This is a genomic window from Pseudomonas sp. St29, assembly GCF_001547915.1.
Classification (GTDB): domain Bacteria; phylum Pseudomonadota; class Gammaproteobacteria; order Pseudomonadales; family Pseudomonadaceae; genus Aquipseudomonas.
The window spans coordinates 1917224-1929468 of record NZ_AP014628.1 but is presented as its reverse complement, the minus strand read 5'-3'; the positions used below and the strand labels follow the sequence as shown (position 1 = coordinate 1929468).

At 62.1% G+C, this 12245-nt stretch carries 11 protein-coding genes; 5 read left to right on the top strand and 6 right to left on the bottom strand.

Features of this window, described 5'->3' with window-relative positions; genetic code table 11:
* Positions 1-156 precede the first annotated feature (156 nt).
* Positions 157-1446, top strand: coding sequence for a citrate synthase (gltA, locus tag PST29_RS08735; protein WP_011060047.1), 1290 nt, complete (start codon positions 157-159; stop codon positions 1444-1446).
* Between the two features lie 291 nt (positions 1447-1737).
* On the opposite strand, the gene PST29_RS08730 is transcribed toward gltA, so the two are convergent.
* From PST29_RS08730 to PST29_RS08720, 3 genes are all read right to left on the bottom strand, one after another.
* A complete protein-coding gene (locus PST29_RS08730) occupies positions 1738-3396 on the bottom strand; it encodes a cation acetate symporter (protein WP_060838187.1) in 1659 nt (552 codons plus the stop codon).
* Entirely contained in the window at positions 3393-3704 is a 312-nt protein-coding gene (locus PST29_RS08725; protein WP_016968084.1) for a DUF485 domain-containing protein, read from the bottom strand. Before PST29_RS08725 ends, PST29_RS08730 begins: the two co-directional genes overlap by 4 nt.
* A 455-nt stretch (positions 3705-4159) precedes the next feature.
* Positions 4160-5011, bottom strand: coding sequence for a glycine betaine ABC transporter substrate-binding protein (locus tag PST29_RS08720; protein WP_060838186.1), 852 nt, complete (start codon positions 5009-5011; stop codon positions 4160-4162).
* 330 nt (positions 5012-5341) lie between these two features.
* On the opposite strand from PST29_RS08720, the gene PST29_RS08715 reads away from it, so the two are divergent.
* On the top strand, positions 5342-6895 hold the full coding sequence (locus PST29_RS08715; RefSeq protein ID WP_060841900.1) for a glycoside hydrolase family 17 protein: 1554 nt from the start codon (positions 5342-5344) through the stop codon (positions 6893-6895).
* A gap of 51 nt (positions 6896-6946) precedes the next feature.
* On the opposite strand, the gene PST29_RS08710 is transcribed toward PST29_RS08715, so the two are convergent.
* On the bottom strand, positions 6947-7312 hold the full coding sequence (locus tag PST29_RS08710; protein WP_060842833.1) for a hypothetical protein: 366 nt from the start codon (positions 7310-7312) through the stop codon (positions 6947-6949).
* Between the two features lie 234 nt (positions 7313-7546).
* Between PST29_RS08710 and PST29_RS08705 the strand changes: the two genes are divergently transcribed.
* Entirely contained in the window at positions 7547-8845 is a 1299-nt protein-coding gene (locus PST29_RS08705; protein WP_060838184.1) for a serine/threonine protein kinase, read from the top strand.
* Positions 8838-9626 carry an MlaA family lipoprotein gene (locus PST29_RS08700; RefSeq protein WP_060838183.1) on the top strand — a complete coding sequence of 263 codons (789 nt, stop codon included), beginning with the start codon at positions 8838-8840 and terminating at the stop codon, positions 9624-9626. Before PST29_RS08705 ends, PST29_RS08700 begins: the two co-directional genes overlap by 8 nt.
* Positions 9627-9770: 144 nt before the next feature.
* Here PST29_RS08700 and PST29_RS08695 read toward each other — a convergent pair whose 3' ends face one another.
* Positions 9771-10694: a DUF808 domain-containing protein gene (locus PST29_RS08695; RefSeq protein ID WP_060838182.1), complete on the bottom strand. Its 924-nt coding sequence runs from the start codon at positions 10692-10694 to the stop codon at positions 9771-9773.
* Between the two features lie 168 nt (positions 10695-10862).
* On the opposite strand from PST29_RS08695, the gene PST29_RS08690 reads away from it, so the two are divergent.
* Positions 10863-11471, top strand: a complete 609-nt coding sequence (locus PST29_RS08690) for a TetR/AcrR family transcriptional regulator (RefSeq protein WP_060838181.1) — start codon at positions 10863-10865, stop codon at positions 11469-11471.
* A 150-nt stretch (positions 11472-11621) separates the two neighbouring features.
* Here PST29_RS08690 and PST29_RS08685 read toward each other — a convergent pair whose 3' ends face one another.
* Entirely contained in the window at positions 11622-12062 is a 441-nt protein-coding gene (locus PST29_RS08685) for a GlcG/HbpS family heme-binding protein (protein WP_016968076.1), read from the bottom strand.
* Positions 12063-12245 lie beyond the last annotated feature (183 nt).

Sequence of the window (12245 nt, the reverse complement as noted above, 5' to 3'; positions counted from 1 at the left end):
AGGCGTAAATGGCGGTGAATTTCGCTAAAAAATCCCTCCCAAAGCCTTCTGGGACAAGACTTTAGGCAAATTGACATTCAGATTTATCTCACTATAGTGGTGCGGGCCCTGCGTGGGGGGTCTGTCTGATGATTTCAAGCATAAATAGGAGGCCACATGGCTGACAAAAAAGCGCAGTTGATCATCGAGGGCGCAGCCCCCGTCGAGCTGCCCATTTTAACCGGCACCGTTGGTCCCGATGTAATCGATGTTCGGGGCCTGACGGCCACGGGCCGCTTCACTTTTGACCCGGGTTTCATGTCGACCGCCTCCTGCGAGTCGAAAATCACCTACATCGACGGCGACAACGGCATTCTGCTGCATCGCGGCTACCCGATCGAACAACTGGCTGAAAAGTCGGACTATCTGGAAACCTGCTACCTGCTGCTCAACGGTGAACTGCCCACCGCCGAACAAAAGGCTCAGTTCGTCAGCACCGTAAAGAACCACACCATGGTTCACGAGCAGCTGAAGAGCTTCTTCAACGGCTTCCGCCGCGACGCTCACCCGATGGCGGTGATGTGTGGCGTAGTCGGCGCCCTGTCGGCGTTCTACCACGACTCCCTGGACATCAATAACCCGCAGCACCGCGAAATTTCCGCCGTGCGCCTGGTCGCCAAGATGCCGACCCTGGCTGCGATGGTTTACAAGTACTCCATGGGCCAGCCGATGATGTATCCGCGCAACGACCTGTCGTACGCGGAAAACTTCCTGCACATGATGTTCAACACCCCGTGCGAGATCAAACCGATCAGCCCGGTACTGGCCAAGGCAATGGACCGGATCTTCATCCTCCACGCCGACCACGAACAGAACGCCTCGACTTCCACCGTGCGCCTGGCCGGCTCTTCGGGCGCCAACCCGTTCGCCTGTATCGCTGCCGGTATCGCCGCGCTCTGGGGCCCTGCCCACGGCGGTGCCAACGAAGCTGTACTGACCATGCTCGACGAAATTGGCGATGTCTCGAACATCGACAAGTTCATCGCCAAGGCCAAGGACAAGAACGATCCGTTCAAGCTCATGGGCTTCGGTCACCGCGTGTATAAAAACCGCGACCCGCGCGCCACCGTGATGAAGCAGACCTGCGACGAAGTCCTGAAAGAGCTCGGCATCAACAACGATCCTCAGCTCGAACTGGCGATGCGCCTGGAAGAGATCGCCCTGACCGATCCGTACTTCATCGAACGCTCCTTGTACCCGAACGTCGACTTCTACTCGGGGATCATCCTCAAGGCGATCGGCATTCCAACCAGCATGTTCACCGTGATCTTCGCCCTGGCGCGGACCGTCGGCTGGATCTCCCACTGGAAAGAAATGCTCTCCAGCCCTTACAAGATCGGCCGTCCACGTCAGCTGTACACCGGCTACGAGTCGCGCGACATCACCAAGCTGGAAGACCGCAAATAAGACCCGCCTTGCGCACACGTCTTAGCTGCACCGAATACGGCCTCTAACAGAGGTCGTATTTGTTTCTGCCCTCCCCTGCCTACACAGCGCAGTAGCCGGCTTGCCGGTGAAGAGCCCCGCACTCCCTCCCCCCTCAAATACGCTTTGCCTGGCAAGCCCGCGTCTACGACCCTGCGCCCGAACTCCGCGCCAGTAGTACAGGACGAGCGGACACAAAAATGCCCCGGTCTCTCGACCGAGGCATTTCGCCATTACGCAGCTTCTATATAGAAGCCGATGCCACTCTCTCGCTTAGTGCGACACCGCCCCACTGGCACCCAGACCGGTCTGCGAACGCACGAACTGCGGGAAGAACAGGGCCCGCTCGTTGACTGCCGAAGCCGACTTGTCAGTGATGGAGAAGAACCAGATACCGATGAAGGCGATGATCATCGAGAACAGCGCCGGGTACTCATACGGGAAGATCGCCTTCTCGTGATGCAGGATCTGCACCCAGATGGTTGGACCGAGGACCATCAGCGCCACCGCACTGACCAGGCCCAGCCAGCCACCAACCATGGCGCCGCGGGTGGTGAGCTTCTTCCAGTACATGGAAAGCAGCAGTACCGGGAAGTTGCAGCTGGCGGCGATGGAGAACGCCAGGCCCACCATGAACGCGATGTTCTGGCTTTCGAAGAGAATGCCCAGGCCGATGGCCAGCACACCCAAGGCCACGGTAGTGATCTTGGAAACGCGGATCTCGTCCTTCTCGTTGGCCTTGCCCTTCTTGATCACGCTGGCATACAGGTCGTGGGACACCGCCGAGGCACCCGCCAGGGTCAGACCCGCCACAACCGCCAGGATGGTGGCGAAGGCCACTGCCGAGATGAAGCCGAGGAACACGCTGCCACCCACCGCATTGGCCAGGTGCACCGCCGCCATGTTGTTACCGCCGAGCAAGGCACCCGCCGCATCCTTGAAGGCCGGATTGGTGCTCACCAGCAGGATCGCGCCAAAGCCGATGATGAAGGTCAGGATGTAGAAGTAGCCGATGAAACCAGTGGCGTAGAGCACGCTCTTGCGGGCTTCCTTGGCATCGCTCACGGTGAAGAAACGCATGAGGATGTGCGGCAGGCCGGCGGTACCGAACATCAGCGCCAGACCCAGGGAGAAGGCCGAGATCGGATCCTTCACCAGGCCGCCCGGGCTCATGATCGCCTCACCTTTGGGGTGAACCTTGATCGCCTCGGAGAACAGGGTATTGAAGTCGAAGTTGACGTGCTTCATCACCATCAGCGCCATGAAGGACGCGCCGGACAACAGCAGCACCGCCTTGATGATCTGCACCCAAGTGGTGGCCAGCATGCCGCCGAACAGCACATACAGGCACATCAGGATCCCCACCAGGATCACCGCCACGTGGTAGTCGAGGCCGAACAGCAGCTGGATCAGCTTGCCGGCACCCACCATCTGCGCGATCAGGTAGAACGCCACCACCACCAGCGAGCCGCAGGCCGACAGGGTACGGATCTGGGTCTGCCCGAGGCGGTAGGACGCCACGTCGGCAAAGGTGTACTTGCCCAGGTTGCGCAGGCGCTCGGCGATCAGGAACAGAATGATCGGCCAGCCCACCAGGAAGCCGATGGAGTAGATCAGGCCGTCATAGCCGGAAGTGAACACCAGGGCGGAAATCCCCAGGAAGGACGCCGCGGACATGTAGTCACCGGCAATCGCCAGGCCATTCTGGAAGCCGGTGATCTTGCCGCCCGCCGCGTAATAGTCGGCAGCCGACTTGTTGCGCTTGGAGGCCCAGTAGGTGATGCACAACGTAGCCCCGACGAACACCACGAACATGGCAATCGCCGAAACGTTGAGGGGTTGCTTGTGGACTTCGCCTGTCAAAGCGTCTGCGGCCCAGAGGGCGGGAGCGAAAGCGGCAAGACCGAGTGCTGCGAATAGACGTCGGATCATTGCTGAGCCTCCTTCAGGATCGCGTTGTTCAGCTCGTCGAACTCACCGTTGGCGCGTCGCACATAGATGGCCGTCAGGACGAAGGCCGAGACAATCAAGCCGACACCAATGGGAATACCCCAGGTGATGGATGACGTCGGACTGAGTTTGGCGCCCAGGATCTGGGGCCCATAGGCGATCAACAGGATGAAACCCGAGTAAAGCCCAAGCATGATCGCCGAGAGAATCCAGGCGAACCGCTCTCGCTTGCTGACCAGCTCCTTGAAACGCGGGCTGTTTTGAATCGAGAGGTAAATGCTGTCGTTCATTGTTTTTATCCTCGCAGCACAGATTTTAGGTGGAACCTAGGGTCTGTTGGCGTTTGGTGACGACCGCGACGGTGATCCACTTGGTGCAGGGCAAGGCGCGAGGAGCGCAGTTTGGTTGTTCCAAATAAGCTCCGAGAAACGCAGCCCTGCACCAAGTGGACCCCATCCCTTCGGTTGCGTGCCAACTTGCGCGAGGCTGCGTTGCGGGATTTGCCAAGGGAGTAACCCTTGGCAGCATCCCGCGCCTTGCCTCGCACAAGCTGGCCCAGCAACGCGGCTCGCCACCAAGCGTCAACAGACCCTCATCCACTCTATGCGGCTATGGAGCAGGTTCCAGACGACCTTAGTATTAGAACGACATTAGCCAGCTCGCCAATTTTCCCCGCGAAAAAAACAAGGGCCGCCCGCTGCAAGCAGCGGGCGGCCCCGGGAGCCTCTATCTAGACGCCTGGCGGCTATTTAGCCGTCCACTCGGCAACGCGTTCCGGGTGCTTGCCAACCCAGTCCTTGGCCGCTGCCTCCGGTTTTGCGCCGTCTTGAATGGCCAGCATGACCTGGCCGATTTCATCCTTGGACGCCCACTGGAACTTCTTCAGGAACGCCGCCACTTCCGGCGCCTTCTTCTCCAGCCCCTTGCTGCCGATGCTGTTGACGGTTTCAGCAGCGCCGTAGACGCCTTTCGGGTCTTCAAGGAAACGCAGCTTCCACTTGGCGAACATCCAGTGCGGCACCCAGCCCGTCACGGCGATGGACTCCTGCTTTTCCTCGGCACGTGTCAGCTCGGCGATCATCGCCGCACCGGAACTGGCCTGCAGCTTGTAGTCCAGGCCGTAGTCCTTGATCGCCTGATCCGTCTTAAGCATCACCCCGGACCCGGCGTCGATGCCAACGATCTTGTTCTTGAAGCTGGTGTCGGTCTTGAGGTCGTCGATGGTCTTGGCCTTGACGTACTCGGGCACGATCAGACCGATCTTGGCGTCCTTGAAGTTGGGGCCATAGTCCACCACCTTGTCCTTGTTCTTGGCCCAGTACTCACCATGAGTCACCGGCAACCAGGCCGAGAGCATGGCATCGAGCTTGCCGGTGGCCACGCCCTGCCACATGATCCCAGTCGCAACCGCTTGCAGCTTGACGTCATAACCGAGCTTCTGCTTGATCACCTCCGCGGCCACATAGGTGGTCGCCACACTGTCGGACCAGCCGTCGACGTAGCCGATGCTCAGGGTCTTGCTGTCGGCACTGGCCAGAGTGGAGCTGATGGCAAGTACCAGTGCGGCACCTGCGCCTAAGAGTCGTCGCATCTTCATCGTTACTTCCCCGAATAGTGCAGTGCCAGGCGGCTGCCAGGCACGTCAACGTATGGTTATGGTGCACAGCGCCCCCATCACGCCTCACCGCGAACGCGTTCGATCATCAGCGGAGTACTGATGCTTCGATCATCAACCTGCCTTCGCCCGCGACCTGCTCTGTCTGCGACCTCAAGACAACCAGCAACGACATCAGATAGCCATTAACCGGCCCGCCGCCGATCCCATGCCGCAGGCCCGCCCGAACTTTGCATGGCTACAGCATGCCGACCACCAAGCCCCGGACAAATACGGGTAAGATGCCGGGCTTTGTTCTGCTATGGCCTGACCATGTCCGCCTCCGCCCGCTTCCCCTTCCCTGCTTATCTGTTTGCCTGCCTGATCGGCCTGCTGGCCCTTTGCGGCTACTGGTACGGCCTTGGCCAGCCAGTGCATCTGCCCGACGTCGCCAGCGCCAGCCACAAACTGCAATGTGCGTCCTACACGCCGTTCGACAAGGATCAGTCGCCCTTCGACCAGCCGTTCGCACTGCGCCCCGAGCGCATGGATGCCGACCTGGCGCTGCTGGCCACACGGTTCGAATGCATCCGCACCTACTCCATGACCGGACTCGAAGCCCTGCCCGAGCTGGCGCGCAAGCACGGCCTGAAGCTGATGATCGGCGCCTGGGTCAACAGCAACCCGGTGGACACCGAAAAAGAAGTCGACCTGCTGATCGCCTCGGCCAACGCCAACCCGGACGTGGTCAGCGCGGTGATCGTCGGCAACGAAGCCCTGCTGCGCAAGGAAGTCACCGGCGCCCAACTGGCGCGGCTGATTCTCAAGGTCAAGGCCGGGGTCAAGCAGCCGGTGACCTACGCCGACGTCTGGGAGTTCTGGCTCAAGCACCCGGAAATCGCCCCGGCGGTGGACTTCCTCACCATCCACCTGCTGCCCTATTGGGAAGACGACCCATCGAACATCGACGCCGCCCTCAACCACGTGGCCGAGGTGCGCCAGGTGTTCGGCAACCGTTTCGCCCCCAAGGACGTGCTGATCGGTGAAACCGGCTGGCCCAGCGAAGGCCGCCAGCGCGAAACCGCAGTGCCGAGCCGGGTCAACGAAGCCAAGTTCATTCGCGGCTTCGTGGCCCTGGCAGAGCACAACGGCTGGCACTACAACTTGATCGAAGCCTTCGACCAACCCTGGAAACGCGCCAGCGAAGGTGCGGTGGGCGGCTACTGGGGACTGTTCGACGCCGATCGCCAGGACAAGGGCATCCTCGCCGGCCCGGTTTCCAACCTGCCTTACTGGCCGCTGTGGCTGGGCGTGGGCGGCGTGATCTTCCTCGGCACCCTGGTGCTGGGCGGACCGGTCCGGACCCGGCGCGCGGCACTGCTGCTGCCGCTACTGGGGGCGCTGGCGGCCTGCGCCATCGGCACCTGGGCCGAACTGGCACGGGTCACCAGCCGTTTCACCGGGGAGTGGGTGTGGGCCGCCTTGCTGCTGGGCCTGAACCTGCTGGTTCTGAGCCACGCCGCACTGACACTGAGCCCTCGCCAAGGCTGGCGCCAACGGGCCTTCAACGCCCTGGAACAACGGGCCGGCTGGCTTCTGGCGGCAGCGGGCTTCGCCGCTGCAGTCATGATGCTGGAACTGGTGTTCGACCCACGCTACCGCAGCTTCCCCAGCGCGGCCCTGGTGCTGCCGGCGCTGGTCTACCTGTGCCGCCCGGTCCGCGTCCCGCGCCGCGAAATTGCCCTGCTGACCTTTATCCTGGGTGCCGGCATCGCTCCCCAGCTGTACCAGGAAGGCCTGGCCAACCAACAGGCCTGGGGCTGGGCCCTGGTCAGCCTGCTGATGGTGGCCGCGCTGTGGCGCAGCCTCAGGGCCCGTCTCGCCTGAATCTTGGCCTGTTGGCCGCGGGACGCCTGGATTGCGCCCGCGGCCGCCACTTCAGGATCGCGCAGCCCGCACCAGACGCAATGCGCCAATCACCACCGCGAACACCGCCAAGGTGGTGTTGTACAACGCCAGGGCCGGAATGCCGGCCAGCAACGCCAGCACCGCCAGCCACCAGCCGCTGCGCCCCGGCAGGACAAATGCCAGCAGCGCGGTACCCAGGGCGCTCCAGCCCAGCACCTTGAAGTGGATCATCCAGCCCAGGCTGGAACGCAGCGAGCATTCCCAGCGCGCGGCCTCCTCGACACAGGCGCCCACCCAGCGCGCATCCTCCATAAAGCCGTAGCGCAAGCCATAACTGGCGGCCAGCCACAACGGCAGGACGATGAGCAGCACGATCACGGGCAAGCGGCGAGACATGGAACACTCCGAACAGTCAAAACGGCGCCCAGCATAATCCTCCACCAACGCTTGGCAAGGGCGACGCACAGATAACTGTTCAGCAAATAGTGGCAACGTGTATCGTCCGCCTACCAGCAACCTTCGACACGCCTGCGGCAGGGGAAATTTGTGCCACCCCATGGCACTTCGGCAGCAGCGCGGTGGTCATAGCCTGCAAACCTCATTCGGCACCTTCCTTCTAGGGATACAGTCATGCTTCGTTCCTTGCGCTTCGCTGCCCTGCTTGGCGGCCTTATCCTGAGTGCGTCCGCGCTGGCGGTCGATGTCGACCCGGCCAGCTATGGCTACCCGCTGACCAACCCGTTCGAAGCCACCATCGCCACCACGCCGCCGGAGTTGCGCCCGGAACTGCCCGCAAACGAGGACATCCGCCAGTCGGACTACAGCCTGACCCTGCGCCCGGAACGCGAGTTCATCCTCCCGGACAACTTCTGGGCGGTGAAGAAACTCACCTACCGCATCGCCACCCAGGATCACGCCGCGCCGCTGATCTTCCTGATCGCCGGCACCGGGGCGCGCTATGACAGCAGCCTCAACGAATACCTGAAGAAGCTCTACTACAAGGCCGGCTACCACGTGGTGCAGCTGTCCTCGCCCACCAGTTTCGACTTCATCAGCGCCGCCTCGCGCTTCGCCACCCCCGGGGTGACCCAGGAAGACGCCGAAGACATGTACCGGGTCATGCAGGCCGTGCGCGCCCAGCACCCCAAGCTGCCGATCACCGAGTTCTACCTCACCGGCTACAGCCTCGGCGCCCTGGACGCCGCGTTCGTCAGCAAGCTGGACGAGACCCGGCGCAGCTTCAACTTCAAGAAAGTCCTGCTGCTCAACCCGCCAGTCAACCTCTACACCTCGATCACCAACCTCGACAAGCTGGTGCAAACCGAGGTCAAGGGCATCAACAACAGCACCACCTTCTATGAACTGGTGCTGGGCAAGCTGACCCGCTATTTCCAGCAGAAGGGCTATATCGACCTCAACGATGCCCTGCTCTATGACTTCCAGCAGTCCAAGCAGCACCTGAGCAATGAACAGATGGCGATGCTGATCGGCACCTCCTTCCGCTTCTCGGCGGCGGACATCGCCTTCACCTCGGACCTGATCAACCGTCGTGGCCTGATCACCCCGCCCAAGTACCCGATCCGCGAAGGCACCAGCCTCACGCCGTTTCTCAAGCGCGCCCTGCAGTGCGACTTCGACTGCTACCTGACCGAGCAGGTGATCCCCATGTGGCGCGCCCGCACCGACGGCGGCAGCCTGCTGCAACTGATCGACCAGGTGAGCCTCTACGCCCTGCAGGACTACCTCAAGGCCAGCCCGAAGATTGCCGTGATGCACAACGCCGACGACGTGATCCTCGGCCCTGGCGACCTGGGCTTCCTGCGCAAGACCTTTGGCGACCGCCTGACCGTCTACCCCCATGGCGGCCATTGCGGCAACCTCAACTACCGCGTCAACAGCGACGCCATGCTGGAGTTCTTCCGTGGCTAAACATCTCCTGCTTATCGCTGCGTTGTTCTGCGCAGGCTATGCCCAAGCCGACAACAGCAAGGCCAACACCCCAGTCACGCCCGATCCCGACGGCTTCACCGAGCCGTTGAAGAGGCTCAAGTTCAACCCGGGGCTGGACCAGCGCGAATTCGAGCGTTCAACCCTCAATGCGCTGAATGTCTACGACCCGCTGGAGTCCTGGAACCGTCGGGTCTACCACTTCAACTACCGCTTCGACCAGTGGGTGTTCCTGCCGGTGGTGGACGGCTACCGCTATGTGACACCTGGCTTCCTGCGCAGCGGAGTGAGCAACTTCTTCAACAACCTCGGTGACGTGCCCAACCTGGTCAACAGCCTGTTGCAGTTCAAGGGCCAGCGCTCGATGGAAACCACCGCGCGCCTGCTGCTCAACACCACCATCGGTGTCGCCGGCCTGTGGGACCCGGCGACCAAGATGGGCCTGCCGCGCCAAACCGAAGATTTCGGCCAGACCCTGGGCTTCTATGGCGTGCCCGCGGGGGCCTATCTGGTGCTGCCAATCCTCGGTCCGTCGAACCTGCGGGACACCGCGGGGCTGGCGGTGGACTACACCACCGAATCGGCGATCAACTTCCTCAACGTTTCGGAAGTCAGCAGCAATCATCCGGAAATCTGGGTCCTGCGCGGGGTCGACAAGCGTTACCAGACCAGCTTCCGCTATGGCCAGCTGAACTCGCCGTTCGAGTACGAAAAAGTGCGCTACGTGTACACCGAAGCGCGCAAGTTGCAGATCGCCGAGTAATCCCGCCTCGCCCCGCCATCCGGCGGGGCGACACATCCTCACAGCACAACCCACGCAAGTGCAGTTCACCGGGCATCGCGGGCGCCATCAATCGCTCTACGCCAAGCCGCCGGCTGTCATAACAGCCACGGGGTGAGTCAGGCCTCAGCCGCGCAGCGCACGCCAGCCCTTGCCAATCAGGCTCACGGCCAGCAGCACCACTGCGCCAGCAATAATCCCGGCCACCGCATTGAGCAGGGTCGGCATGATCACCGAGGCGCCGCCGATGAACCCGGCGCTGCGCTGGGCCAGACCTTCGATCAGATGATGCACGGCAGGCACGCCGTGGGTGAGGATGCCGCCGCCGACCATGAACATCGCCGCCGTGCCGATCACCGACAGGCTCTTCATCATCCAGGGCGCTGCCCGCAGAATAGCGCCGCCGATGCCCCTGGCCAGGGCGCCGGGCTTCTGCGCCAGCCACAGTCCCAGGTCGTCCAGCTTGACGATGCCGCCCACCAGGCCATAGACACCAATGGTCATGACGATCGCAATCCCCGACAGCACCACCACCTGCTGGCTCAGGGAAGCACCCGCCACCGTACCCAGGGTGATGGCGATGATTTCTGCGGAGAGGATGAAATCGGTACGGATCGCGCCCTTGATCTTGTCCTTCTCAAAGGCCACCAGATCCACCTGAGGGTCTGCCAGCGCCTGTAAGGTCTGCTCATGTTCGGCCGCATCGTCGCCGTGGGGCAGGTACTTGTGCGCCAGCTTCTCGAAGCCTTCGAAACACAGGTAGGCACCACCGACCATCAACAACGGCGTGACCAGCCAGGGCGCCAGGGCACTGATGGCCAGGGCCGCCGGCACCAGGATCAACTTGTTGCGAAACGAGCCCTTGGCCACTGCCCAGACCACGGGGAGTTCCCGCTCGGCGCGCACCCCGGAAACCTGCTGAGCGTTAAGTGCCAGATCGTCGCCCAATACGCCGGCGGTCTTCTTCGCCGCCATCTTGGTCATCAAGGCCACGTCATCGAGTACCGCAGCGATGTCGTCGATCAATACCAGCAAACTGCTTCCTGCCATGGGCCAGGCTTCCTGCATGAAAATGAGGCGCGCAGCATACCGCGCCACCGACCATGCAGCGAGCGCGCGCAAGCAGGAAAAGCGGGCCCTACCCGGCATTCTTGAGCCTCTCGCAAAGCCGGTGCTACCATGCGCAACCGCCCGAACAGGCAAGGAATCCCCCGGTTTATGAGCACCATCCGCGAGCGCAATAAAGAACTGATCCTGCGGGCCGCCAGCGAAGAGTTTGCCGACAAGGGCTTTGCCGCGACCAAGACCAGCGACATCGCCGCCAAGGCCGGATTGCCCAAACCCAACGTCTACTACTACTTCAAGTCCAAGGAAAACCTCTATCGCGAGGTGCTGGAAAGCATCATCGAACCGATTCTCCAGGCCTCCACGCCGTTCAATGCCGATGGCGTGCCCAGCGAAGTGCTCAGCGGCTACATCCGCTCGAAAATCCGCATCTCCCGCGACCTGCCGTTCGCCTCCAAAGTGTTCGCCAGCGAAATCATGCATGGCGCGCCGCACCTGAGCCCGGAGCAGGTGGAACAGCTCAACGCCCAGGCCAAGCACAACATCGAATGCATCCAGACCTGGATTGATCGCGGCCTGATCGCCCCGCTCGACCCCAACCACCTGATGTTCAGCATCTGGGCCGCGACCCAGACCTACGCCGACTTCGACTGGCAGATCTCGGTGGTCACCGGCAAGGCCAAGCTCACCGAAGAAGACTACGAGGCCGCGGCGCAGACCATCATCCGCCTGGTGCTCAAGGGCTGCGAACCGGATCGCTGATCGCGTTTGTGCCCCTTCCCGTGCATTTCTGTTGTTGCTGCAAACTGCGCGCAGAAATATCAAGACACCAGCAAGGTCCTGCGGACCTTTTCGCAGCCTCGCGGGCTCGGCAGCGGCTACAGGCCGGGGCCGGGCCCGCAAGGTTGAGGACTACGCGCTGACGCCGGCGTCCGCCGCCAGGCCCTGAGCTTCGATCGCGCTGATGGCGCATTGCTCGTCGATGTCCGAGGTATCGCCACTGATGCCGATCGCCCCAATCACCGCCCCCGCCTGATCCCGAATCAGCACCCCGCCCGGTGCCGGCACCACGCTGCCCTGCCCCAGGCCATTCAACGCACCGATGAACGCCGGGCGCTGCTGCGCGTCCAGGGCCAGCAGGCGCGACCCCTTGCCCAGGGCAATCGCGCCCCAGGCCTTGCCGATGGCGATCTGCGGACGCAGTAAGCTCGCGCCGTCCTCGCGTTGCAGGGTCACCAGATGGCCGCCGGCGTCCAACACGGCGATGGTCAGGGGCGCCGCGCTGATCTGGCGCCCCGCACTGATGGCCTGATTGGCCAGGTTGACTGCGACTTTCAAGGTTAAAGCGCTCATGGGTGCCGTCCTTATCTTGTTATTGAGAAAGCCCGAGGGAAGCTTCTTGTAGGAGAAGTCCGATACGACAAATAGAACACAATGGATTTGTATTTTGTATACAATAAATCGCAAAAGTCGGTACGTGCGACAAATGGACGCCGGTTTATCGGGGCTTGCGCAAAAGCAACTGTAGTTCAAGAA

Coding starts and splice junctions, on each gene's coding strand:
- PST29_RS08730 (WP_060838187.1), bottom strand. CDS start 3,396: ATGATCCGACGTCTATTCGCAGCACTCGGTCTTGCCGCTTTCGCTCCC.
- PST29_RS08725 (WP_016968084.1), bottom strand. CDS start 3,704: ATGAACGACAGCATTTACCTCTCGATTCAAAACAGCCCGCGTTTCAAG.
- PST29_RS08720 (WP_060838186.1), bottom strand. CDS start 5,011: ATGAAGATGCGACGACTCTTAGGCGCAGGTGCCGCACTGGTACTTGCC.
- gltA (WP_011060047.1), top strand. CDS start 157: ATGGCTGACAAAAAAGCGCAGTTGATCATCGAGGGCGCAGCCCCCGTC.
- PST29_RS08695 (WP_060838182.1), bottom strand. CDS start 10,694: ATGGCAGGAAGCAGTTTGCTGGTATTGATCGACGACATCGCTGCGGTA.
- PST29_RS08710 (WP_060842833.1), bottom strand. CDS start 7,312: ATGTCTCGCCGCTTGCCCGTGATCGTGCTGCTCATCGTCCTGCCGTTG.
- PST29_RS08685 (WP_016968076.1), bottom strand. CDS start 12,062: ATGAGCGCTTTAACCTTGAAAGTCGCAGTCAACCTGGCCAATCAGGCC.
- PST29_RS08715 (WP_060841900.1), top strand. CDS start 5,342: ATGTCCGCCTCCGCCCGCTTCCCCTTCCCTGCTTATCTGTTTGCCTGC.
- PST29_RS08705 (WP_060838184.1), top strand. CDS start 7,547: ATGCTTCGTTCCTTGCGCTTCGCTGCCCTGCTTGGCGGCCTTATCCTG.
- PST29_RS08690 (WP_060838181.1), top strand. CDS start 10,863: ATGAGCACCATCCGCGAGCGCAATAAAGAACTGATCCTGCGGGCCGCC.